The following is a 22,929-nucleotide window of genomic DNA, read 5'->3' on the forward strand; positions in this document are numbered from 1 at the left end:
CTTCGAGACACGGTCCAAGGGGCAGGGGGCGGGGCTATGGCGGATCAGTGGAAGGCCGATCTCGTCGGAGTGGAGCGGACGGCGCTGGTGACGTTGTATCTGCGGGCGGTGGAGAGCCGTTCGGAGGACTCGATCCTGTGCGACCGGGCCGCTGCGGAGGCCGTGCGGCACCTCGACGCCGGTCTGAGGTCGTTGAGGATGCGGCTGACGGTGGGGGACCGGTATCTGGTGGTGCTGCGGTCCAGGCAGCTGGACATGTGGGCGGCCGATTTCCTCGCCCGGTATCCGGACGCCGTCGTGGTGCAGCTCGGCTGCGGGCTGGACACCCGGGTGTTCCGGTTGGATCCTCATCCCGGGGTCCGCTGGTTCGACGTCGACCTCCCGGACGTCATCGGGCTGCGGCGTCGGCTCTTCCCCGGACGGGAGGGGTATCGGACGATCGGCTTGTCGGTCCTCGACCCGGCGTGGCTGGAGGAGGTCCCCGCGGACCGTCCGGTGCTGGTCATCGCCGAAGGGCTGCTGATGTACCTGGCCGAGGACGAGGTCCGGCGGCTGCTGCTGCGGCTGACGGAGCGTTTCGCCCACGGCACTCTGCTGTTCGACGGGGTGCCGCCCTGGGTCGTGTGGTCCTCGCGGAGGCTGCCCGAGATCTACGGAGAGTTCACCATGGGCTGGGCGGTCCGGGACGCCCGGGAGGTCGAGCGGATGAATCCGCGCCTGCACCGTGCCGAGGAGATCGCCGTCATCTCCCAGTATGCCCTGGTGCCTGTCCGGTTCTACCGGCTCCTGTACCGGATGCTCGACCGCTTCCCTCCGGCACGGGACACGCTACGGATGTTCCGCTTCGAGTTCTGACCTCGGTGCAGGGGCCTCCGGCGGGCGCCTCGGCCCCTGCACCACGGCGGAGCCGCCGTTCGCGGGGTCAGGACCTGGTGTCCTCCCACATGCGGAGGTAGGCCTCCGCGCCGTGCGACAGGTCGGTGATGATCTCCTCGCCGCCGACGGTTCGCACGTCGGCGAGCCAGTCGGGGACCAGGCCGTAGTGGGCGACGCCTTCGGTGTTGACGTCCCAGGTGCGTTCGCCGGTGCGCGGGCGGTCCAGGGTCACGTTCGGGTCGAACGGCGAGGTGAACGGGTAGCGGACGGGATCGGCTTCGTTGCCGGACCGGGGGGCGGGGAGCGGGCCCATGCCGTTGGCGTCGAGGCCGTAGCCGAAACCGAAGAGCCGGGCGGGGTCACCGGCCTGCTTGGCGCGGCGCCAGCTCGAGGTGAAGCCGTCGGCGGGACCGGCGTAGGAGGTGAGCATTCCGCCGAGCCCGTAGATGCGATGGGCGTATCCCAGGTCGGTCCAGCTGTGGCTGGAGACGACTCCGGGGTGGCCCGCCTGTTCCAGGATCGTCAGGGCCTGGTCGGCGGCCTTGGCGCTCATGTGGTCGATCTCGACGATCATCCCGCGCTCGATCATGCCTTTGATCATGTGGGCGCCCAGGTCGGTGAGGCCGTTGACGTTGCAGTGCGGAGGCTTGGGATAGACCGGCAGCGTGACGCCGATCGGCCGCAGATGCGCCAGCGGGCCGGAGAGGACGGCGGTGAGGTCGTTCGCCGGGGTGATCGTGTTGTCGTGCTCGGGCCGGGTGCAGGTGTCGGCCTGCCAGAAGCGGCGGGTTCCCAGGAAGTTGCCGATGTTGAGGATGAGGCCGGTGGTGTCGCCGTCGAAGCGGACGCCGCACAGCGCGTTGTCGAACTTGTGGCACAGGAACATGGAGCTGACGCCGAGGCGCTGCATCTCGTCCAGGCCGTCGTCGATCTGCTTCTCGGTGCACTGCGGCCGGTCGCCGATCCGGCGGCAGCCGAACGGCTCGGACGTCTCGACGCCGAGGACGACGGCGAGCTTGCCCTGTTCGATGACCTTGCGGGCCTCGGACGGGTTCCTGACGACGCGGAACCAGCCCTTGCCGGGGCCGCCGCTCTGCTCGTCCACGTAGTTCTGGAGTTCGTAGGTGCGCCGTGCCTGGAGGCGGATCGAGTCCATCTCGTCGCAGGGGTACTTCTTCAGCGGGTAGAGCTCGCAGAGCGTCCGGTTGGACACCAGCTGGTTGACGAGGATCCGCTGCCCGGCACGCCAGGAGCGTTCGACCCACCGGTAGTAGGCCTGCTGGTGGGTGCGCGAACTCCGGCTGGGCCAGTCCTTGAAGGTGGGCCAGCCGACGGTGTCGTGCGTCCCGGTCAGGGTGCCTTTGCTGACGAGGTTCTCGAACCAGGCCAGGGAGCCGTTGCTTCCGTGGTCGGGGCAGTCGCGCAGGGCCGCCTGGACGCCGCGCACGTCGAACGCCTTGCCGCACATCAGGCTCCCGCCGAACCCCTCGTACGACATCAGGTGGCTGTGCAGGTCGATGTATCCGCTCACCTGGCCGTCCGGGCCGGCGCCGCGGAAGGGTTCTCCGCTGACGTTGACGTCGTCGTAGAAAGGGGCGGCCTGGGTGGGCGGAGCGCCGTAGAGGAGACCGGTGACGAGGGAGGCCCCCGCCAGGATGGAGAGGAATGCTCGGACTACCAGCTTCTTTCGTGGCATGACGGACATCCTTCAAAGGCGAATGTTTTTCGCGTCTCCTGGTGCGTATCACGTACGGATCCGGGAGAGAAGGGGGACGGCTCCGCGATCCGGTGCGGATCTTCCAAGCCGGATAAACGATCTTTTCCGGCGGAACGTTAAGCCGTGTACTACCGTGAGATCACGCTGGCCTCCCGGTGCGCCCTCCGGTGCCACGCCGGCGGGACAAGGCCCGACCCTCCTAAGGAACACCTGTGACCGACGACGCCGCCACCGTCCCCGCGGGCATCGACACCACCGTCCCCCACCCGGCGCGCATCTATGACTTCTTCCTCGGTGGCAAGGACAATTTCGCCTCCGACCGCCAGGCGGCCGAGGCCGCCATCGCGGGCTTCCCCGACGCGCCCCTGGTCGCCCGGCAGAACCGCGACTTCATGCGCCGGGCCGCCGCGGCCATGGTGAAGGAGGGCATCCGCCAGTTCATCGACCTGGGCTCCGGGCTGCCGACCAACGACAACCTCCACCAGATCACCCAGCGCACCGCCCCCGACAGCCGCGTGGTCTACATCGACAACGACCCGATCGTCCTGGCCCACGGCAGCGCCCTGCTGGCCGACAACAAGACCACCACCGTGGTCACCGCCGACCTGCGCGACCCGCAGGGAGTCTTCGACGCCTGCGAGGCGGCGGGGATCGACTTCGAGCAGCCGGTCGGCCTGCTGATGATCGCGGTCCTGCACTTCGTCCCCGGCGACGTGTCCGGCCTGATGCACACCTACCGAAGCAGGCTGGCCACCGGTTCCTGGCTCGCGCTCAGCCACGTCACCGCCGACGGCATGGATCCGGAACGGGCGGAGCAGGCGGCCGGCACCTACGCGAGGACGCCCTCGGGCCTGCACTACCGCACCCCCGAGGAGATCCAGGCCCTGTTCGGCGACAGCCATCTGCTGGAGCCGGGCGTGGTCGCCACCAGGCTGTGGCGTCCCGAAGCCGTCGAGGGACTTCCCCAGATCGGCGACAACAGCCGGCCGACCTACCCGATGGTGCTCGCCGGCGTCAGCCGCTTCGACGCCGCCTGACCGGACGGGGCACGCGGGCCGGCGGCACCCGGTCGGGATCTACCGGCGTTTCTGCGTAAGGTGAGGTTCTGCCTGGAAAGCGGCGAAGCGCATGGTCATGCCTTCGCCGTTACCCGTGACGTATGGAAGGCCGTCCGCCATGTCGATCGCACTGTCTCTTCTCGATCTCGCGCCGGTGTCGTCCGGGCGGAGCGCGCGTGAGAGCTTCGAGGCCAGTGTCGTGCTCGCCCGGGCGGCGGAGCGCAGCGGGTACCGGCGCGTCTGGTACGCCGAGCACCACAACATGCCCACGATCGCCTCCACCGCCACCAGCGTGCTCATCGGATATGTGGCGGCGCACACCGAGAGCATCCGGCTGGGGTCGGGCGGGGTCATGCTGCCCAACCATTCACCGCTGGTGATCGCCGAGCAGTTCGGCACCCTGGAGACGCTCTACCCGGGGCGGATCGACCTCGGGCTCGGACGTGCCCCGGGCACCGACCAGACCACGATGAGGGCGCTGCGGCGCAACGCGGCGTCGGCGGACTCCTTCCCCGAGGACGTGCTGGAACTGCAGGGGTACCTGAACGGGGAGTCCCGGGTGCCCGGCGTGCAGGCGGTGCCCCGCCCCGAAGGCGGCGTGCCGCTGTACATCCTGGGATCGTCGCTGTTCGGGGCTCAGCTCGCCGCGCACCTGGGGCTGCCGTACGCCTTCGCGTCCCACTTCGCGCCGGACGCCCTGCACGAGGCGATCGCCCTCTACCGCGAGACCTTCAAGCCGTCCGAGCAGCTGTCCGAGCCGTACGCCATCGCGGGCGTCAACGTGTTCGCGGCCGAGGACCACGACGAGGCCGTGACGCAGATGAAGATCGCCCACCGGGCCCGCACACGGGCGCTGATCGCGCGGGGGCCGGCGGGCGGCGACCTCACCGATGAGCAGATCGACCTGTTCCTCGCCTCCCCGAACGGCCGGCAGATCGCGTCGATGACCCGTTGCACCGCCGTCGGCACACCCGCCGAGGTCCGCGACTACCTGAAGGACTTCGCCGCCTCCGCCCAGGCCGACGAGCTCATCCTCGTCCACTCCGCCCCCCGGGTCGCCGACCGGGTCGGCTCCATCGAGCTGACCGCCGCCGCCATGCTCGGAGCCGGGACGCCCTGACCTCAGGACCGGGGGAGCGGCCAGAAGGCCTCGACCACGACGAGCACCCGGATCCGCCTGAAGCGCCCGCCCGCGGAAGCACGACGCAGTCGGTTACCCGGAGCCGATGCGGGATAGGGATGGGGGAGCCGCGTTCAGGTGCTGCAGTGGCATCACATGCTCTCCAGCACCGACAGCGACAACGTCGGGATCGGTTACTACTCGCCGTACACCGTGCCGGGGCTGGAGATGAACACGCTGTGGGACGGGCGGTCATCTGCTGCAGCGCGGCGGCGAGCTTCTGGAACCGGCACGGGACGCCGCCGGCCGAACCCGATGAGTGCTCTCCTGTCGCATTCGGGGCATGAGCACGGTGCCCTGCCCGCCGCACGCGCCCGCGTCCTCGCCGGGGTCCTGCGCAGCCGTCCCGTCCACGCGCTCACCCGTCCCTGGGCGGCCCTGGCGTTGAGCGCAGGCGGCCTGCCGGTCCTGTACTTCACTCCTCTGTACGACGCCACCGCAGTCCACCCGGTCCTCCACGCGCTCCTTCATCTCCACTTCCTGGCCGCGGGGTGCCTGTTCGCCTGGGTCATCGCGGGCCCCGACCCCGCCCCCGACCGGCCGACCGTCCCGGCCCGCCTGGTCGTCCTGGGCGTCGCGATCGCCGTTCACGCCGTCGTCTCCCAGCTCCTCTACGCAGGGTTCCTCATCGGCGTCCACGCTCCCGTCGACCAGGTCCGAGGCGGCGCCGAGCTCATGTACTACGGCGGCGACATCGCCGAACTCCTCCTGGCCGCCGCCCTCGTCTCCACCTGGCGCCCCGCTTCCCGCTCCACCAGGACCGGACGCGCGGGGCCCGAAAGTGTCAGGGCCGAGTGATACAGCTCGACCATGAGCGTCGAGGTGTTCTTGAAGACCGTGGGGGAGTTGCCGGAGGTGACCCGGAACGACGGCCATCCGAACCTGACAGGGTTCCGGGTGCGGGGCAAGGGATTCTGCTACCTGCACGAGTCCGAGGAGACGGTCATGCTCAAGGCCACCCGGGAGGAGCAGGAGGCACTGGTCGCGGAGGATCCCGAGATCTTCTCCCCTTCCTGGGCGGGCGGCCGCTTCGCCTGGGTGGAGGTCGATCTCGCGAGAGTCGACCCCGGGGAGCTGGCCGAACTCGTCACCGAGGCCTGGCGGCTGTCGGCTCCCAGGCGTCTCGCGGCGCGGCTCGAGCCCCACGGCGCCCTCCACCCTCAGGAGTAGGGCTCGAGCCCGTATCCATGAGCGGCACTGACGGATGGTGACCGGTTTTGGACTCGGGACTGGTTTCGGATGGGGTGAGCACCGATGATCACGGGAGTCTCTTCAGGGAGGTCCCATGGTCAGGAAGCTGGTCGCCGTGTTGTGCGCGGCCGTGGTGGCGGCGGTGCCGTCCGCGGCACGCGCCGACGCGCCCCCGCCCGCCAAGGTGCTGTCGAACTTCGAGACGTCGGCCCCAGGCAACGTCGTCAACCGGGACTGCGGCTTCAGCGAGAAGATCCCCGGCGTGCAGCAGAGCCTCTGGCTGTTCTGCGACTCGGAGTGGTCGGGCACGTGGTCCGGTTTCTGGCTGGGGGCCACCGCGGCCAGAGGCCCCTACACACCGGGGCAGGTCCCGACGGGGATCACCGAGCTGCCCACCCCGCCCGCCGCGGTGGGCACGCTGCCGAGCAACCGGCCTCCGTCGGGCTTCCTGCCCAAGCCCACCGGGCTGGTGCTGCCGGACGGGACGGAGTGCACGGTGCCCGGCTCGGCGTACCAGGCTTCCTGGATCACCGGGGTGGCGCGGCAGCCGTCGACTGCGAACCCGAACAAAATGCTCATCGTCTACACCGACGTCTGCGTGCACCCGCAGGACATGACCGGCGAGGGTTTCGGACTGGTCGAGTACGACCCGTCGACGAACACGCTGAGCGGCCAGAAGCGGGTGTTCACCGAGCCGAGCGGTCTGCCCTTCCAGAAGATCCTCGGCTCCCCGGTCTTCCGCGACGGCTACCTCTACCTCTACGGCTTCAAGTGCGACTCGATCGTGTGGGGCGGCTGCACGGCGGGCAAGACGACCGTCGCCCGGGTCGCCGCGAACCCGGCGTCTTGGCAGAACGCCTCGTCCTACCGCTACTGGACGGGCAGCGCCTGGGACGCCGACCACAACGCCGCGGCGTCCGTCGTCCCGTCCGCGACTCCGGTCGCCGTCCACGTCGACGACTTCTCCTCGGTCGGCAAGGGCCTCATCCTGATCGAGCAGCCGTCGATCGCCGGCGACTTCCGTGTCTGGCGGGCGAGCTCGCCCACCGGCCCCTGGACGCTGCTCACCACCGGCACCGCCCCCTGCGGCGCCCAGTCGGGATGGAACCTGTGCCGCGCGTACTTCGGCCACCCCGAGCTGAGTACCTCGTCCGCCATGCTGATGTCGTACTACGACCCCACCGACAACCACGTCTCCGTCATGTCCGTCCCCTGGTAGCCGGCTGAGGGCTTCACCTCATGGAAGAAGGTCGCAGGAGAAGGGACGCGTGACGCGCGGCCGGGGTGGGGAGGATATTCGGCACTCGGAAAGCGGTGCTGGGCGGGTGTCCGGCCACAACCCAAGGTGTTCCCATGGCAGAACGGTCCGCGGTCCGGCTGACGGCGACGCTGGATTCCCGGCTGAGCCGGTGGCTCTGGCTGGTCAAATGGATTCTCGCGCTTCCGCACTACTTCGTCCTGGTGTTCCTGTGGATCGCCTTCTTCGTGCTGACGGTCGTGGCGTTCTTCGCGATCCTCTTCACCGGCCGCTACCCGCACACGATCTTCGAGTTCAACGTCGGTGTGCTGCGCTGGACGTGGCGCGTGTCCTACTACGCCTACGGGGCCCTCGGCACCGATCGGTACCCGCCCTTCACCCTGCATGACGTGCCGGACTATCCGGCGCGTCTGGACATCGCCCCGCCGCAGAGGCTGTCGCGCGGCCTGGTGCTGGTGAAGTGGTGGCTGCTGGCCATCCCGCACTATCTGGTGGTGGCCTTCTTCACCGGTCCCGGAATAGAGATGGCGTCGGGGACGTGGGAGGACTCGGGTCCGGCCCTGGACTGGGGGCTCATCGGGCTGCTCGTCCTCTTCGCGGCGGTGGCCCTGCTCTTCTCCGCGCGCTATCCGCGCGGCGTCTTCGACTTCGTCCTCGGCATGCAGCGCTGGGTGTACCGCGTCGTGGCCTATGCGGCTCTCATGACGGACGTGTACCCGCCTTTCCGGCTCGACCAGGGCGGCGACGAACCGGCGTCAACGCGGGACGAACCTGCGGCCGGGGCCGTCGAGGCGAAGCCCCCGGCCGCGAAACGCCCGGCGCGCTGGTCGGCAGGGCCGGTGTTCCTCATGGCGGCCGGCGCGTTGGCCGCCGCTCTCGCGCTCGGCACCCTCGCGGCGGCGGTCGCCATCACCGCGGTGGACCGATCGCGCGGCTCGGACGGCTACCTCTCGACGGACCTGGAACGGGCGTCCGGGGCGGGTTACGCGCTGGTCTCCGAGGAGGCCGAGATCAGGGGAGAAGGCGTCGAGTTCCTGCGGGACTTCCTCGGCACCGTCCGGATCACGGCCCGCGACGGCAAGCCGCTGTTCGTGGGTATCGGGCCCCGAGCAGAGGTGGAGCGTTATCTCTCCGGTGTCCCGTACGAGCGCATCACCCACACGGTCTTCTCCCGAGGAGACGAGCGCGACCTCGTCCAGGAGGGCGAGCCCGGCGCGACGGCGCCGCCCCGCCCCGAACTCCAGCCCTTCTGGGCTGCCAAGACCGCCGGCCCGGGAACCCAGCAGCTCACCTGGGACGTCCGTGAAGGCGAGTGGACGGTCGTCGTCATGAACGCCGATGCGTCCCCCGGCATCACCGCGGACCTCCGGCTGGGCGCGACCCTCCCCGGAATCTCCGGGATCGCCACGGGCCTGTACGTGGCGACGGTGGTCCTGCTCGGCCTCGGCGCGATCCTGATCGTCCTGAGCATCAGGCTGGCCCGCCCGGAGTGAAGGGTCACCGCTGCTCCGCCGGGGCTGGGTCGTCGGTGTCGTGGGGGTCGTCGAGGCGGTTCAGACGGATCCGGCCGAAGCCGCAGATCAGGAGGAGGGAGGAGAGGAGCATCAGCGCGCCCGCACCGCAGATGGTGGGGCGGGGGCCCAGCCAGTCGGTGAGGTGGCCCTGGAGCAGGCCGCCGACGGGGAAGGAGGCGGTGGTCACCATGATCCTGCAGGCCATCACGCGGCCGCGCAGCCGGTCGGCGACCATGAGCTGGACGGCGGTGTTCACCCCGGAGATGACCGCGAGGAAACATCCGCCCACGGCGACCAGGGAGAACATGGCGAAGAGGTAGCCGGGGGCGGCGCCGAAGGCGATGAGGGCGACCCCGTAGAAGACCAGGCCCCAGCGGACCATCCGGCTGAGGCTCAGACCGCTGAAACCGCCGGAGACCAGCGGAGTCGTGAGCACGGCGCCGATGCCGAGGGCGGCGTTGAGCAGGCCCAGCCCCATCGCTCCGGTGTGGAAGACGCTCTCGGCGAAGACGACGGTGAGCTGGAAGACCGGGTTGCCGAGCACCCCGACCAGGACGGAGACCAGCAGGGAGACGAGGATGCCGGGCCTGCCGCGGATGTAGCGCAGCGCCTCGGTGAACTGGCGGGTGACGCCGTCGGAGGAGGAGACCGCGGGTCCGGAGTCACCCGTGCCGCTGATGAGCGTGAGCGCGGCGAGTACGAAGAAGAACGACAGCCCGTTGAGGAAGAAGGCCCAGGAGGGGCCGAGGGCGGCCAGCAGGATTCCGGCGATCGCCGGGCCGACGGCGCGGGCGGCGTTGAACTGCAGGGAGTTGAGCGACACCGCCGACCGCAGGTCGTCACGCGGTACCAGGTCGCTGACGAACGACTGCCAGCTCGGCAGGTTGAGTCCGTGGAAGAGCCCACCGAGGCCGACCAGGGCCAGCAGCGCCAGGGGCTCGCGCAGGCCCGACGCCCAGAACGCCCACATCAGGAACGCCGCGACGGCCATGCCCGTCTGGGTGGCGAGCAGGACGCGCCTGCGGTCGTGGCGGTCGGCCAGGGCTCCGCCCAGCGGTCCGAAGAACAGCCCCGGCAGGAACTGCCAGAGGCTCACCAGCCCCACCCAGAACGCGCTTCCGGTGAGCTGGTAGAGCACGTACGGCACCGTGAGGTTGCTCAGCCAGGTCCCGGTGTTGGACGTCAGCGCCCCGAGCCAGAAGATCGTGAAGTTCCGGTGCCGGAAGGCCCGCATCGAGTGGCGCAGGCCGGACGGCGGGGAGGGCGGGACGCTTTCGGTTCCGGCACGTTCCCCATCCTCGTTCACCTCGGGCCCCCTCCCTCGCTCAACAGATTCTGCCCTGCGGACGGCGAGGACTCCTTCCCGGGGACGAGGAGGGAATCGCCGTGCGTGAACCCCCAGCGGCCCGGGGGAACGGTATAAAGACCGCTCATGGGAAAGAAACTGCCGCTTCAGGCGGCACGCGCGGCCGTCGACGCCGCGCTGGAGTGCGCCGCCGCGGACGGCCTCAGGGTCAGTGTCGCTTTGGTCGACGCCGGAGGCGCGGACATACTCGTCGTACGGGCCGACGGAGCCCCCTGGTTCACGCCCGAGGTGGCCCGCGCCAAGGCCAGGACGTCGACGGCCTTCCGCGGTCCCAGCGAGGCCATGGCCGGCCTCCGCGAGACCTATCCGGACCTGTTCGCCCTCGTGGACGACCAGGTCCCCTACCGGCTGACCACCCTCCCGGGCGGCCTTCCCCTCAGGCACGACGGTGAACTGGTGGGCGCGATCGGCGTCAGCGGAGCCTCCCCGGAACAGGACGTCCAGTGCGCCGAAGCGGCCCGGGCGGCCTTCGCCGTCTTCCACGGCGAGTGAGAGTGGTCGAGGCGGTTCGCTCCGGGGTCAGGCGTCAAGGGAGTCCGCCCAGTCGCGGGCCCACGCGTCCAGGGGTTCGATGGCACGGCTCAGGGAGCGTCCCTGAGGGGTGAGGAGGTAGCGGTCGGATCCGTCCTGCTCGATCAGTCCGGCTTCGAGGAGTTCGGCGAGTCTGGCGTACAGGACGCTTGACGACATCCTGTCGCAGCGGTCGCGCAAGGCGCGGGCGCCCAGGGGTTCGGAGCGCAGCTCCCACAGGACGCGCAGGGCCCAGCGCCTGCCCAGGAGGTCCAGGGCCGCCATCAAGGGACGGCCGCCGTCCGAGCCGCGTACCTTCCGTCCGGGTCGGGGAGTCATCGCCACCACCTTGCGTTTCTTTTTCCGAAACACTACAGTGCGTCGCGGATGTTTCTGAATCAGAAACGTGATCGGATGGAGGCCGCCATGTCCCGGATCGTTCCCCTCGAGCCCCCGTACGACGACCGCACCGGACCGCTCCTGGAGTCCCTGATGCCCGCGGGCGTGCCGCCGATCGGCCTGTTCCGGACCTTCGCGCTGAACCCGGTGATGACCGAGGCGATGGCCGGCTGGGGGCGGTACGAGTTGGGGCCGTCGATGTCGTTGTCGCTCCGGGCGCGTGAGATCGTCATCGACCGGACCTGCGCTCTGTGCCGCTGCGAGTACGAGTGGGGCGTGCACATCGCCTTCTTCGCCGCGAAAGCCCGGCTCGGCGACGCCCAGGTCCGCTCGCTCACCCATGGTTCCCCAGCCGACCCGTGCTGGACGGACGCGGCGGAAAGGGCGCTCATCGGCGCTGTCGACCAACTCCATGACCGCAGCACCCTGGATGATGCCGTCTGGACCGAACTGTCCGCCTTCTACTCGGCCGAACAGATCCTCGACCTCCTGCTCCTGGCCGGCTGGTACCACGCGGTCTGCTACGCGGCCAACGGAGCCGGCGTCGAACTGGAGCCGGACGCGCCCCGATTCGCCGACTACCGGGAGTCGGCGCCCGCGGCGGGCTGAGAACGCCTGCCGGGCGTCGCGAGGCGCGGTCTCCGGAGGAACGCGCACCGCTCGAGTGGCGGACAAGGCGGATAAATCAGGAGCGAGGGCGTGCCGTGGCTGGGATGATGCGACGATGTGCGATCTTGAAGCGCTGATCATCCGGAGGACCCGTCGGCTGCCCCGTCCCGAAGGGGGCACGGGGGACGGTTCCGTCGTCGCGCGGCAGTTCGACGCGGTGCTCATGTCCGCGGGATTCAAGCTGTCCCGGGCGGCCATGGAGCACCTCACCGGGCTGGACGAGGGGACCGTCGTCGACCTCGCGGTCCGGACGCTGGGGGCGGTGCGGCGGGAGGTGGGCGACCACGTCCGGCACAACACCTACTTCAAGGACTTCCCGGCCGGGGTGCCGGACACGGTGGAGTTCTGGGCACGGTGTCTGGCCGAGGCGCTGCTCGATCCCGCCGTCATCGAATCGGGAGGGATCGACGCCCTCACCGAGGGAGGCGGGCTGAACCTGCTGGCGCTGCCGTCCTACGGGCGGTATCTGCACGGCTATGAGGAGATGCTCGCCGCGCACGACGAACTGATCCCGGCGGCCGGGGACAGGGTCACGCTGCTGCACCTCGGCGGGACGGTCGAGGAGGAGGCGTCGAAGCTGTACCTGGAGCTCGCGGGCAGCCGGGCACCGCTCGGCGAGGACGGTCTCGAGGCGCTGCGTGAGCTCGCCGAGCACTGCGCGGACGGGCCGCAGCCCGAGGTGATCCCGGTGCGGGAGAACCGGGCCGTCGTCAACCGGGTGCGGCTGGCGGCGGGGCGGGACCTGCTGGTCGACACCGTCACCGACGTGCTCCGGCTGGCTCTGGTGCTCTCGGGCGGGGACGCGGGGCTGGAGCCGGCCCGGTTCCGCTCTTTGACGCGCAGGGAACGGAAGGCGCTGCTGGCCGCGCTGGACGGGCTCGTGGCCGCGTCGCCGGCGAAGCTCGGAGACGTCCCGCCCCACCGGGAGCAGTGGAAGCGGCTGGGGGAGCGGCTCCACCCGCACGAGTACCCGAGGTGGCCGCACGCGGCCCGGGTGTTCGCCGTCGCGCGGGGAGAGGAGGCGGTGCGGTCGTTCCCCGCTCGGGTGCAGACGGCGATGGACGCGGGGGACATGCCGGGCGCGGTGAAGCTGCTGGGCTCGGCTCCGGGCTTCATGTTCCGGTCGCTGGACTGGCTGGCGCGTTCGGCGTCCTCCGAAGAGGAGCGCCGCTTGGTGCTGGAGGCCGTCGAGGCCTCGGTGGAGCGGACCTCGGGACGGGTGCTGCTGTCCATGCGGGAGCACCTGGCGAACCGGGTCGCCTCCCGGGGAGGGAGCCGGGTCTTCATCAACCGGCATGGCAGGGCGTGGGTCGCGGAGGACCGGCGGGAGCCGCTCGACGCGGAACTGGCGGGGCGGCTGTGCGAGATCCTGGACGCCGAGGTGGCGCGGCGGCTGCCCGAGGTGGAGCACCTGGTGATCGACCGGGACGTGTGGCCGGTGGCGCTGCCCCTTTCGGGTAAATCGTCCCCGTCTGGGTTCGGGGTGCTGCCGCGCGGCTCGGTGTCGTCGGTGGAAGGCGAGCTGCTGCGCTTCTTCATCTACTGGCGGGAACGGGAGGAAGAGACGGACTACGACCTGTCGGTGCTCCTGCTCGATGAGGCCTACACGAACGTCTCCCAGCTCTCATGGACGCAGCTGGAGGGATTCGGTGGGGAGCACTCCGGCGACATCACCTCCGCCCGGGAGGGGGCCAGCGAGTTCATCAACCTGCATCTCGGCGTGCTGGAGCACCGTGTCGTCATTCCGGAGGTGTTCATCTACGACGGAGAAGGCTTCCACGAGGTCGCCGAGTCGTTCTTCGGTTTCATGACGCGCGACGCCGAGCAGGCGGGTGCGCCGTTCGAGCCCGCGACGGTCCGGATGAAGTCCGACCTGCGGGGGGCGGGCCGGACGGCGCTGCCGCTGGTCTTCCTGCGGGGAGAGGACGGGAGGTGGCGGGCCAAGTGGCTGCACCTGTTCCTGCGCGGTGAGCTGGAGTTCAACCAGGTGGAGACGACCGACGCGACGGTGAAGTCCCTGGTCCGCGCGTTCGTGGACCGAGAGTTCCTGCGGGTCCGCCACCTGACGGACCTGTGGGCCGCGAAGGCGGGAACGGTCACCTTCCTCGGTGAGGAGGCGCTCCCGGACGTCCCCGTGACGTTCGTCGGTCTGGAGCGGCCCGAGGGGCTCGCCGAAGGATCGCGGGTGCTCGATCTGACTAATCTGATCGAGTTGATCCCCGCCTGAGTGCTATCTTTCTCGAAGGCGAGGCCATGAGGCGGCTTCCTTCTCACCTTTCTCTGTAAAAGAACCAGTCGTCTCGCTCTCCTCGCCCCGTGAAAAGGCTCCCGGTCACCGGGAGCCTTTTCACGTTCAGGGGGTCTTCTCCGGGCCGGAGCCGGGCTTCTCGGTGGTGCCGTCGGGCTTGGTGAGGCTCTCGTCGTCGGCCGCGAGCGTGACCAGCGAGTCGACCTTCCAGACCCCCTTCTCCAGGATCAGCTCCAGCATGAGTTTCGTGCCGAGCACACGCCTCAGCCCGGCGGTGCTGTTCACCTGGGTGTCGAGCACGACCAGGGACCTGGCGCGCTGCCCGTCGATCTCGTTGACGTAGATGTCCCGCACGGTGGCCTCGGCGTTCGCCTCGTACTTCCTGATGACGTCGGCGAGGCCGTCGAAGGCCGTCTCGTAGCTCTGCCCGAACTCCGCGGACGACAGCGAGCGGATGCGTTCACGGGCGCCGTCCAGGTCGGTGTGCCGGTAGGCGAGCAGCGCCTGGCTGAACTCCGCGGACCTGGTCCTGACGAGCTGCTCGGTGCGCGCCGCGTCGCCGAGCCGGCTCGCCTCCCGCCACTGCAGGACCGCCGTGGTCGCCGACGCGATGAGGACCAGGGCGACGGCCGCGACGAGGAGGACCCTGCCGAGCGGGACGCGCACGACCACGGTGTCCCCGTCGGACTTCTTCGCCTTCCGCTTCGGCGGAAGCTTCTCCTCCGCGGCCTCCTCAGGCTCCGCGTCGGGTGTCTCCTCGGCGTCCTCGACGAGCTCTTCGGCGGCGTCCTCGGTGATGTCTTCGGCCTTCGTCGTCATCTTGGTCTCCCGGGTGATCATCGAGACGTGCTACGGAAACGGCGGACGGTGTGGGCGGCGACGCCGAACAGCACGAGGCCGCTGACGAGGACGGGCAGCAGGGTCAGCCGGTCGCCTTTCCCCTTATCGGGGGACCCGGCGGCCTTGGGCGCGATCGTGGTGAACGGTTGGGGAGCCCGCCCGTGTGCGGCTGGGGCTTCTTCGCGCTGCCGCGTGGCGTCCACGGCCTTTCGAGGCTCCGCGCTCCGCTGGTCGGTGCCGGTCCTGCAGTAGTAGACCGGCGGGACGTACGGGTCGGCGAGCTCCTGGGAGTACTCCTGGGCGTTGGGGGTCGGCCCGGCCAGGGTGATCAGCAGCTTGACCTTCGCGTACATGCCTTCCGGCCGTTTGATGAGGATGTGGTCGGAGACCTCGGGGAAGTCCCTGTGGATGCTCTTGAGCGCCCGGTTCAGCTCCTTGGCGTTCCTGCCGGTGAACAGCGGGGTGCTCCGGGTCTCCAGCGCGGTGAGCAGGCAGCGCATCCCGGGCTTGGACTCCTTCAGCAGCCCGTTCACCTGCTCCAGAAAGCCGGGTGAGCGGTCCAGCAGGCTGTCGAGCTCGGCGCGGGAGTCGCTGAGCGTCCCGGTGAACGCGGCCAGGTCGTTGAGGCCCGACGCGAGTTCGGTCCGCGATCCGGACAGGGTGTGCGTCAGCTGGGTGAGCTGGACGGCCAGCGCGTCGAGCACGCCGGACTCGTCCGCCAGCGTCCCGGTGAGCTGGTCGAGGTCGGCGAGAGTGTCGCGCAGGTTGTCGCCCTGCCCCTCCAGACCGGTCGCCAGCTCGCCGGTGAGCGTCTTGATGTCCTGCGGCGTCACCGAGTTCAGCAGCCTCCCGGCGCTCTCGAACAGGCGCTGGTATTCGACGGCGACCTTGGTGTTCGCGATCGGGACGACGTCGCCGTCCTTCAACGGCGTCCCTCGCCGGCCCGTCGGCGGCGTGAACTCCACGTACGGTTCGCCGACCGCGGACTTGCGCAGCACCTGGGCCGTCGCGTTGTGCGGGACGTCGACGCCTTCGTCGAGTTCGACCGTCACGTCCACCCGGCCGGTCTTCAGCTCGATCTCGTCCACCCGGCCGATCTTCACGCCGAGGTAGTCGACCTCCAGGTCCTGGCGCAGGCCCGGCAGGGAGGCGAACTCGATCCGCACCCGGAAGGTCTCCTCTCCGATCCGGATCGGCAGGAGGGTGGTGCCCGCCCAGACGGCCATGACGAGGGCGACGGCGGCGAAGACACCGAGGTTGAGCAGGATCCGTGGCCTCATGCGCTCCTCACCTCGGTCCCATGAGGTCTTCGAGCGTGTCGGCGAAGTCCGGATTCTTCTCCCGGGCCGACCCGGTGGGCAGGAAGCCGTTCAGCCACACGTGGATGAGGGCCTGGCCCTCATGGGTCATCGACGGGGCCTTGGCGAAGCCGGTGAGCAGGCCGTTGGCGAAGGCCTTGAGCTGGTCCTTGCCCTTGACCATCCTGCGCAGGACGGCGTCCAGCCGCAGCAGCAGCGTGCGCAGCCGGGCGCCGTGCTCGACGTGGACCTTCGCGTTCACCGCCTCGGCCATCTCGGTCAGCTCCTTCACCGCCTGCTTGAGCTCCCTGCGGTCCTTGCGGACCCGGGCGGTGGTCTCGAGCAGGGTGTCGGGCAGCCGGTCGAGGGACTGCCCGCTGCGGGCCAGCGACCGGCCGAGCCGGCCCATGCCGTCGATGACCTCCGCCAGGTCGCGGTTGGCCGCGGCGTAGTCGTCGGAGATCTCGGCGGCCCGCTTTATGATCTTGTTGAGTTTCGGGCCCTGGCCCTCCAGTCCGGTGGACAGCCCGGTGATGATGTCGCCCAGGTCCTGGCCGCCGAGCGCGGCGATGACCGGCGCGACCCGTTCGCTGACCTGCTCCAGGCCCGGCTGGACGTCGGTCTCGGTGATCGTCGCGCCGTCGGCCAGGAACCCCGAGGCGTCCTTCGGCGGTTCCAGCCGGACGTAGTTCTCGCCCAGCAGCGAGACCTTGGCGACGGTGGCGGTGGTGCCGGCGGGCACCCTGGTCCCGTCGACGATCGACAGGGTCACCTTGGCCCGGTAGCCCTGCAGCCGGACCTCGGTCACCGAGCCGACCGGGACGTCGGCGATCTGCACCGAGTGCCCGGAGACGAGGTTCTGCACGTCGTCGAACACCGCGTAGATGGTGAGGTCGCCCCGGGGCGCCCCGATCAGCTGGACCGAGCACGCGCTGGTGGAGAGCGTGACGGCGAGGACGAGCAGCCTTCTCAAGAGCCACCTCTCTTCACCGTCTTGTCGACGCAGTTGCCGAGCGGTCTGTCCAGGCAGGGCACCTCGCCCCAGCCCATGAGGTCGAAGATGGGCTGCAGCCAGATCCGCATGGTCGCGTTGAGGTGGACCCGGATGGCGGCGACGTCGTTCTTCCGGTCCCAGGTGCCGACGGCGAGGTCGGTGAACCGCGCGAGGCCGGTGATCGTCTCCGACAGCGAGGCGCTGTTGGCCTTGAGGGTCATCACCAGCGTCGAGGACTGCGCCAGGGTGGCGGGCAGCTTCTCCCGGTAGGCGGTGATGACCACTTCGCCCCTGCGGATGAGGGTCTCCAGCCCGACGAGGAAGTTCTTCAGCCGGGTCCGTTCGTCGGCGAGTTGCCCGCTGACCGTCGAGAACGAGTCGATGAGCGTGCGCAACTCGTCGTCTCTGCGGTTGAGCGAGGACGACAGGTCGCGCAGCCCCTTGGCGACGGAGACGATCTGCTCGTCCTGCGCCGCCAGGTCGTCGGCGAGTTCGGCGGTGGTCGACAGCGCCCGGTTGATCGAGTCGCCCCGCCCCTCCAGCAGCTCGACCCCGGTGCCGACGAGCTGCCGGACCTTCTTGGGATCCACCGATTCGGCGAGCGTGGTGAAGGCCGACAGCGCCTCGTCTATCTCCACGGCCGGCTCGGTCCGCTCGACCGGGATGACCGTGCCCGCCTCGGCCCGCTCGCCACCCGGCTTCCAGGCGGGGAAGAGGATGACGCTGCGCTCGCCGATGGCGCTCTCCGCGGCGATCGTCGCCCTGACATCGGCGGGGAGCGGGACGTCCGAGTCGACTCTCAGCTCGACGCGGACCTTGTCGTCCTCCACCCGGAGGTCCTCGACGGTCCCCACGTTCGCGCCCAGCACCTTGACGCGCGACTTCTCGTAGAGCGCGGGGGTCTTCTCGAAGTAGACGACCACCGGGTAGCCGTCGGTCCCTCCCAGGACCCCGCAACCGCCCAGGCCGAACATCAGGGAACCGCTCAGGGCCGCCGCGAGGATCGTGCGAGGTGCGGTCATCGTCGTCCTCCCATGCTCTCGGTGAGCTTGCGGATGTCCTCGGCCGACAGCAGGCCCAGCTGCGTTCCGATGGCGTCCACCCAGGGGCCGTGGCTGTTGCTGGCGTTGAAGGCGGTCAGCGTGGGGCCCATCCAGGCGAGCAGGGTGTTGAGGTCGCCGATCTGCGGGTTCAGCCGGCCGACGACGCCCTCCAGATCGTCGATGAGCCGGATGAGGTCGGCCTGCTTACGGCTGATGAGCCTGCTGATCCGGGTGACCGCCGAGTCGCCGCTGCCCAGCAGCACGGACAGCTCGGCCTGGCGGTCCCGCAGCTCGTCGAGCAGCTTCTGGATGTTGCGCGCCAGTGCGGCCAGCTGGGCGTCCTTGGCCTTGGCCAGCTTGAGCAGCCGGTCGCCGTCGGAGACCAGCCGCTTGAGCCGCGGCCCGGACTCCTCGAGGCCGTCGGCCAGGTCGGTGAGGTTGCGCAGGGAGCTCACGAGCCGCTCGCGGGTCTGCGGGGAGATCCCGGTGACCTGGTCGATGACCTTGGAGATGAGCTCGGTGTCGAGGTCGGCCAGGCTCCTGGTGCCCGACGCCAGCAGGTCGTTCACCGTGGTCGGGGTGCGGGTGCGGTCCAGCGGGATCCGGCGACGCTCCTCGGAGAGGCCGGCCAGGTGGGGTTCGCTGACCGGGCCGGTCAGCCGCAGGTACCGGCCGCCCAGGATGTTGGAGGTCCTGATCTCCGCGCGGGTCTGCGGGCCGAGGTCGACCTCCGAGTCCACCTTCCAGGTGATGAGCACGGTGCCCCGGGTGAAGTCGGGCTTCACCGCGGTCACCTCGCCGACCTTGATCCCGGCGACCTTCACGTCGTTGCCCGAGTGCAGGCCGCCGGTGTCGGCGAACACCCCGGTCATGGTGTAGCGGCTCTGCAGCAGGCCGAGGCTTCCGGTGAGGAAGACCACGAGGAGCAGGAGCCCGATGACCAGCAGGGACACCAGGCCGAGCACGACCGGGTTCCGGTCGCGGAAGGACTTGAGCGCCATCACTCGCCTCCCAGGATGAGCTTCCGCAGGGATTCGCTGGACCGGGCGGGGCGCTCCGTCGATCCGACGAGCTTGGGGTCGAAGGGGCACGGCCCGGGGGAGAGGGTGACGCAGGGGGCGGTGCCGGTCACGTACTGGCCGTCGTTGAAGGTGTCGTACAGCCGCTGGAGCTTGGGCCCCATCACGGTGATGGTCTCCAGGAGCGGGTCGAGGTTGCGCTGCGTGCCGTCCGTGACCCGGGAGAGCCTGTCGACGACCTGGGCGAGGTCGTCGGAGTTCTCGCCCAGGACGCGGTCGGTGGTGCGCAGCATGGCCGACAGCTCCTTGACGGCGTCGTCGACGAGCTTCCGGTTGTCGACGAACGCCTGGGACAACGTGACGAGGTCGTCGGCGGCCTTGGCGATCTGCTCGTCGCGTTTGGCGATGATCCCGGTGACGGTGGAGTAGTCGTCCAGCATCGTCTTGAGCGTCTCGAGCCGGGTCGCGATGGTGGAGGAGAGCTTGTCGACGTTGGTCAGCAGCCGGGCGATGTCGTCCTCGTTGCCGTCCAGCGCGAGGTAGACCGACATGAGGATCTCGTTGACCTTGCCGGAGTCGAGGCCGCGGGTGAGCGGCTCCAACCGGTTCACCAGGTCGCCGATGTCCACGACGGAGCGGGTGCGCCGGATGCGGTCGCCGTCGCGCAACCGCTCGGTGCTCGTGCCGGGGAGCAGGTAGACCACGCGCTGGCTGATCGCGTCGCGCCAGCGGATGGCGGCCTGGCTGTCGCGGGGCACCCGGTGCTCGGCGCGGATCTTGAGCTCGACCTCGGCTCTGCCGTCCCGGACCCTGATCGAGCCGACCTGGCCGACGGGCGCACCGGCGATCTTCACCTTGTCGCCTTCGAGCAGCCCCGTCACGTCGTCGAACACGGCGGTCACCTCGTACGTCTCGCTGAAGTCCAGCCGGGCGATCTGCGAGGCGATGAGAGAGGTGAGGGTCCCGGTGAGAGCGAGGAACGCGACGAGCTGGAGGAGCGCGGAGCGGCGGCCGCGGGTCCGGGCGTCGGAGGAACGTCCTGAGGCCATGTCAGCTTCCTCCCCTGGAGACATCGCCCATGGGGCAGACGCCGAGGAACATCTGGCAGGGGTCGCCGGGCAGCACGATGTTCACCGCGAGCATGCGCTTCTTCTCGCCGATGGGAGCGAAGCCCAGCGCCCGGTAGATCGGCAGCAGGTCGATGATCGTCCGGACGGAGGGGCCCGCGATTCCGAGCTGTCCGCTGATCAGCGAGACGGCCCGTTCGGCGGAGCGCACGCCCTGCGTCAGCCCGCCGTCGTACTTGGTGAAGCCGCTCTCGACGGTGTCGGTGGCCTCCGAGACCCCGAGGGCCAGGTTCTTCACCCGGTCCTGGCCGGAGTTCAGGGTGCTCAGGGTGGCATCGCCGGCGGTGATGACCGTCCCGAGGTCGTCGCCCATCCCGCGCAGCCGCGCCAGCCTGGCGAGGTCCTCGATGAACTTCCGGGCGTCCTTCCGGTGGTCGTGGGCGACCTCCACCAGGGTCTCGGTGTTGTCGACCAGTCCGCGCACATCGGCGCCCTGCCCGGCGAGCGCGGTGCTGAGCGTGTCGAAGATGATCGCGACGTCCGCGGGGTCGACGGCCGCGAGGGCCTTCTCGGCGTCCACGAGAAGGTCGCCGAGGTCTCCGCTCTCGGAGGTGCGGGCGATGTCCCGGCCGTCGGCCAGGTAAGGACCGGTCCCCTCGTGGTCGCCGGGGAGGAGGTTGACGAATTTCGGCCCGAAGACCGACTCGGGCTCCACCGAGGCCGTCGCCGAGTCGGGCACCCGGACACCGGGGTCCAGGCGCAGCGTCAGCTTCGCTCCGCTCGTCCCTGCCAGCTCGATCCTCTCGATCCGGCCGACCGTGACACCGCGCAGCTTGACGGGTGAGCTGGTGTTCAGCCCCTGGCCGGCGGCGCCGACGTGGGCGGACAGCGCGATGCCCTTGTTCTCGAACGGCTTGGTGACCACCAGGTGGACCGAGACGGCCAGGGCGGCGGCGGTGACGGCGGTGATGAGGACCCTGGGTCCTTTCGACAGCTGGTCCAGGTTCATCCGGCGAGCCTCACCGATCCGCCCTGGCCCCAGAACACGTAGGACAGCAGCAGGTTGAGCGTCACGATCGTCACGATCGACATCCGGATCGCGCTCCCGGCCGCCCGGCCGACCCCGACCGGCCCGCCGCTGGCGTAGTAGCCGTGGTAACAGTGGATGGTGATGACCGCGAAGGAGAAGATCGCCACCTTCACGGTGCTGAAGATGAGGTCCTCCATGGGCAGGTACAGGTAGAAGTAGTAGTCGTAGACGCCCGGCGCCAGGCTGAAGAACTGGGTGCTGATGAACCGGGTGGCGAAGAAGCTGGCGAACAGCGCGATGAGGTAGAGCGGCACCAGAGCGACGAGCGCCGCGACGACCCGGGTGCACACCAGGTAGACGAACGAGTTGATGCCCATCACCTCGAGGGCGTCGATCTCCTCGGCGATGCGCATCGCGCCGAGTTCGGCGGTGAAGGCCGAGCCGCACTGGGCGGCCAAGGCCACCGCCGCGATCACGGGGGTGATCTCGCGGACGTTGACGAACGCGCCCACCAGGCCCATGAACGACTCGGCGCCGATGACCTGGAGCCCGGTGTAGACCTGCAGGCCGACCTCCGTGCCCAGGAACAGCGACATGATGAAGATGACGAACACCATGCCGCCGCCGACGACGGTCGCGCCGACGCCGATGACGATGTCGCTGACCTGGAGGGCGACGGTCTTGGCGTACTTGAGCCGCAAGACGATGTCGCGGATCGAGTAGAAGACCACCTTCGCCAGGAACAGCGGCCAGGTGGCCAGGTCCGCCGCCCGGTCGACGGTGCCGGTGGAGAACCTGGTGATGCCGGTTACAGCCTTGCGCGGAAGGTGGATGTACATCAGGCCACCGGGGGGTAGGCGAGGAAGTAGATGGTCGTGATGATGTAGTTGAAGGCGAAGACCAACATGAAGGCCAGGACCGTCGACTGGTTGACCGCCCGGCCGACGCCCACCGGGCTCAGCTCGCAGTTCATGCCCTTGTGGCAGGCGACCAGCGCGGAGATCATGCCGAACAGCCAGGCCTTGAACAGGGTGACGAACAGGTCGGACACCCGCAGCAGCCCCATCGCGCCGTCGACGTAGGCGCCGGGGGTGACGCCTTGGAGCAGGACGTTGAAGACGAATCCGCCGACGGCTCCGGACATGATGACCAGGGAGGCCAGCATGGTGGAGACCACGCTGGCCGCCCACATGCGCGGGGTGACGAGGCGGTGGACGGGGTTGACGCCCATGACCTCCATGGCGGCCAGTTCGTCGCGGATGTTGCGGGCGCCCATGTCGGAGGTGATGGCGGAGCCGCCCGCGCCCGCGATGATGAGCGCGGCGGCGATGGGCGCGACCTCGCGGACCAGCCCGACGATGACCGCGCCGCCGGTGGCGGACTGGGCGCCGAGCTGGCCCGCCAGGTCGCCGACCTGGAGGGCCACGGTGGCGCCCAGCGGCAGCGCCACGAGGATGACGGGCAGAGTGGTGACGCGGGCGAGGAAGACGCACTGCTCGACGAACTCCCAGAACCAGGTCCGGAGGTCCCAGGTGCGGCGCAGTCCCTCGAACCCGATCGCGAACATCTCACCCAGGGACAGCAGCCCCTGGTGAACCCGTGCGGCGGGTTGAAACGTGACCATGACCGGCCCTTTCTCCCGAGGGGTGGGG

The 22,929-nt window shown here is 69.7% G+C and carries 22 protein-coding genes; 10 read left to right on the top strand and 12 right to left on the bottom strand.

Annotated features, from left to right (window positions below):
- Window positions 1-36: 36 nt before the first annotated feature.
- On the top strand, window positions 37-855 hold the full coding sequence (locus ABGB12_RS09965) for a class I SAM-dependent methyltransferase (protein WP_347676236.1): 819 nt from the start codon (window positions 37-39) through the stop codon (window positions 853-855).
- 67 nt (window positions 856-922) lie between these two features.
- Here the strand turns inward: ABGB12_RS09965 and ABGB12_RS09970 are convergent, their stop codons facing one another.
- The gene (locus tag ABGB12_RS09970) at window positions 923-2,572 is read right to left on the bottom strand and encodes a Coagulation factor 5/8 type domain-containing protein (RefSeq protein WP_347676238.1); all 1,650 of its coding nucleotides are present in this window, start codon (window positions 2,570-2,572) and stop codon (window positions 923-925) included.
- Between the two features lie 233 nt (window positions 2,573-2,805).
- Between ABGB12_RS09970 and ABGB12_RS09975 the strand changes: the two genes are divergently transcribed.
- From ABGB12_RS09975 to ABGB12_RS10000, 6 genes are all read left to right on the top strand, one after another.
- A complete protein-coding gene (locus ABGB12_RS09975; protein ID WP_347676240.1) occupies window positions 2,806-3,630 on the top strand; it encodes an SAM-dependent methyltransferase in 825 nt (274 codons plus the stop codon).
- A 139-nt stretch (window positions 3,631-3,769) separates the two neighbouring features.
- Entirely contained in the window at window positions 3,770-4,771 is a 1,002-nt protein-coding gene (locus ABGB12_RS09980) for an LLM class flavin-dependent oxidoreductase (RefSeq protein WP_347676242.1), read from the top strand.
- A gap of 138 nt (window positions 4,772-4,909) precedes the next feature.
- Window positions 4,910-5,629: a cytochrome c oxidase assembly protein gene (locus tag ABGB12_RS09985; protein ID WP_347676244.1), complete on the top strand. Its 720-nt coding sequence runs from the start codon at window positions 4,910-4,912 to the stop codon at window positions 5,627-5,629.
- Between the two features lie 12 nt (window positions 5,630-5,641).
- On the top strand, window positions 5,642-6,001 hold the full coding sequence (locus ABGB12_RS09990) for an MmcQ/YjbR family DNA-binding protein (RefSeq protein ID WP_347676246.1): 360 nt from the start codon (window positions 5,642-5,644) through the stop codon (window positions 5,999-6,001).
- Window positions 6,002-6,116: 115 nt separating this feature from the next.
- On the top strand, window positions 6,117-7,241 hold the full coding sequence (locus ABGB12_RS09995; protein WP_347676248.1) for a hypothetical protein: 1,125 nt from the start codon (window positions 6,117-6,119) through the stop codon (window positions 7,239-7,241).
- A 134-nt stretch (window positions 7,242-7,375) separates the two neighbouring features.
- Window positions 7,376-8,773, top strand: coding sequence for a DUF4389 domain-containing protein (locus tag ABGB12_RS10000; RefSeq protein ID WP_347676250.1), 1,398 nt, complete (start codon window positions 7,376-7,378; stop codon window positions 8,771-8,773).
- Window positions 8,774-8,777: 4 nt separating this feature from the next.
- On the opposite strand, the gene ABGB12_RS10005 is transcribed toward ABGB12_RS10000, so the two are convergent.
- Window positions 8,778-10,100, bottom strand: a complete 1,323-nt coding sequence (locus tag ABGB12_RS10005) for an MFS transporter (RefSeq protein ID WP_347676252.1) — start codon at window positions 10,098-10,100, stop codon at window positions 8,778-8,780.
- Between the two features lie 126 nt (window positions 10,101-10,226).
- On the opposite strand from ABGB12_RS10005, the gene ABGB12_RS10010 reads away from it, so the two are divergent.
- Window positions 10,227-10,652, top strand: coding sequence for a heme-binding protein (locus ABGB12_RS10010; protein ID WP_347676254.1), 426 nt, complete (start codon window positions 10,227-10,229; stop codon window positions 10,650-10,652).
- Window positions 10,653-10,679: 27 nt separating this feature from the next.
- Here ABGB12_RS10010 and ABGB12_RS10015 read toward each other — a convergent pair whose 3' ends face one another.
- Window positions 10,680-11,009 (bottom strand): helix-turn-helix domain-containing protein, encoded by a 330-nt coding sequence (locus tag ABGB12_RS10015; RefSeq protein WP_347676255.1) that lies wholly within the window; start codon window positions 11,007-11,009, stop codon window positions 10,680-10,682.
- Between the two features lie 87 nt (window positions 11,010-11,096).
- Here ABGB12_RS10015 and ABGB12_RS10020 point away from each other — a divergent pair, with 87 nt between their 5' ends.
- Together ABGB12_RS10020 and ABGB12_RS10025 are read left to right on the top strand one after the other, a co-directional pair.
- Complete coding sequence (locus ABGB12_RS10020; protein ID WP_347676257.1) at window positions 11,097-11,678, top strand: carboxymuconolactone decarboxylase family protein; 582 nt, start codon at window positions 11,097-11,099, stop codon at window positions 11,676-11,678.
- Between the two features lie 115 nt (window positions 11,679-11,793).
- Complete coding sequence (locus tag ABGB12_RS10025; protein ID WP_347676259.1) at window positions 11,794-13,965, top strand: hypothetical protein; 2,172 nt, start codon at window positions 11,794-11,796, stop codon at window positions 13,963-13,965.
- Between the two features lie 126 nt (window positions 13,966-14,091).
- Here the strand turns inward: ABGB12_RS10025 and ABGB12_RS10030 are convergent, their stop codons facing one another.
- The 9 genes from ABGB12_RS10030 to ABGB12_RS10070 are packed head-to-tail and all read right to left on the bottom strand — an operon-like array spanning window position 14,092 to window position 22,901.
- The gene (locus ABGB12_RS10030) at window positions 14,092-14,826 is read right to left on the bottom strand and encodes a hypothetical protein (RefSeq protein WP_347676261.1); all 735 of its coding nucleotides are present in this window, start codon (window positions 14,824-14,826) and stop codon (window positions 14,092-14,094) included.
- The gene (locus ABGB12_RS10035) at window positions 14,823-16,106 is read right to left on the bottom strand and encodes an MCE family protein (RefSeq protein ID WP_347676263.1); all 1,284 of its coding nucleotides are present in this window, start codon (window positions 16,104-16,106) and stop codon (window positions 14,823-14,825) included. Before ABGB12_RS10035 ends, ABGB12_RS10030 begins: the two co-directional genes overlap by 4 nt.
- Before the next feature lie 7 nt (window positions 16,107-16,113).
- Window positions 16,114-17,097 carry an MCE family protein gene (locus ABGB12_RS10040; protein ID WP_347676265.1) on the bottom strand — a complete coding sequence of 328 codons (984 nt, stop codon included), beginning with the start codon at window positions 17,095-17,097 and terminating at the stop codon, window positions 16,114-16,116.
- Complete coding sequence (locus ABGB12_RS10045; protein WP_347676267.1) at window positions 17,094-18,140, bottom strand: MCE family protein; 1,047 nt, start codon at window positions 18,138-18,140, stop codon at window positions 17,094-17,096. Before ABGB12_RS10045 ends, ABGB12_RS10040 begins: the two co-directional genes overlap by 4 nt.
- Window positions 18,137-19,162, bottom strand: coding sequence for an MlaD family protein (locus ABGB12_RS10050; protein WP_347676269.1), 1,026 nt, complete (start codon window positions 19,160-19,162; stop codon window positions 18,137-18,139). Before ABGB12_RS10050 ends, ABGB12_RS10045 begins: the two co-directional genes overlap by 4 nt.
- Window positions 19,162-20,229, bottom strand: coding sequence for an MlaD family protein (locus ABGB12_RS10055; RefSeq protein ID WP_347676270.1), 1,068 nt, complete (start codon window positions 20,227-20,229; stop codon window positions 19,162-19,164). Before ABGB12_RS10055 ends, ABGB12_RS10050 begins: the two co-directional genes overlap by 1 nt.
- 1 nt (window position 20,230) lies before the next feature.
- Window positions 20,231-21,256 carry an MlaD family protein gene (locus ABGB12_RS10060; RefSeq protein ID WP_347676272.1) on the bottom strand — a complete coding sequence of 342 codons (1,026 nt, stop codon included), beginning with the start codon at window positions 21,254-21,256 and terminating at the stop codon, window positions 20,231-20,233.
- Window positions 21,253-22,116 carry an ABC transporter permease gene (locus tag ABGB12_RS10065; protein WP_347676274.1) on the bottom strand — a complete coding sequence of 288 codons (864 nt, stop codon included), beginning with the start codon at window positions 22,114-22,116 and terminating at the stop codon, window positions 21,253-21,255. The genes ABGB12_RS10060 and ABGB12_RS10065 overlap by 4 nt, the downstream gene beginning before the upstream one ends.
- Complete coding sequence (locus ABGB12_RS10070; RefSeq protein WP_347676276.1) at window positions 22,116-22,901, bottom strand: ABC transporter permease; 786 nt, start codon at window positions 22,899-22,901, stop codon at window positions 22,116-22,118. Before ABGB12_RS10070 ends, ABGB12_RS10065 begins: the two co-directional genes overlap by 1 nt.
- Window positions 22,902-22,929: the final 28 nt, after the last annotated feature.

It is taken from the genome of Actinocorallia sp. B10E7 (assembly GCF_039871655.1).
Taxonomy (GTDB): domain Bacteria; phylum Actinomycetota; class Actinomycetes; order Streptosporangiales; family Streptosporangiaceae; genus Actinocorallia.